We start from the raw sequence: 509 nt of genomic DNA on the forward strand, positions 1-509 counted from the left end.
TGCCATTAAAGCTTCTGAAACAGGAGTGAAAGTCAGGGAGATTTGTGAGGAGCTGGGCATTTCCGAGGCCACCTTCTATAGCTGGAAGAAGAAGTTCTCCGGGCTTTCTTCAGAGGAGGGTCGAAAAATCAAGGAGTTGGAGGATAAACTGCAGAACCTTACGCGCGAGCTGCAGACCCTGAGCTCCGACAAGGAGATGCTGCAAAGCGTGCTGAAAAACTTCTTCACTACGAATGAAAAGCGTCAGGCGGTCAACTTCCTGCAAACCACTTTCGACATCGGTACCCGTCGCAGCTGTCGTTTACTGGATATTAGCCGTAGCGTTTATCATTACCCTTCCGGTTCCGATAATCGCTAATACCATTGAGGCCGATGTTATATGACTTAATGCTGAGATTTGTTCTTACCAGAAGAGATGAAGATCATTAAATTCGGCATTCGCTACATAACAATTCGAACCACTTTTTCCTGATGAATGCCATCACGGAATCACTTCCTTTTTTGCGGTA

At 46.2% G+C, this 509-nt stretch carries 1 protein-coding gene; it reads left to right on the top strand.

Translation table 11 applies throughout. The features are described from left to right. A partial coding sequence (locus tag QMM04_RS23045) for a transposase (protein WP_282997223.1) occupies window positions 1–358 on the top strand: 358 nt, incomplete at its 5' end. Window positions 359–509: the final 151 nt, after the last annotated feature.

Source organism: Pantoea sp. Pa-EAmG, from assembly GCF_030024295.1.
Taxonomy (GTDB): Bacteria; Pseudomonadota; Gammaproteobacteria; order Enterobacterales; family Enterobacteriaceae; genus Pantoea; species Pantoea dispersa.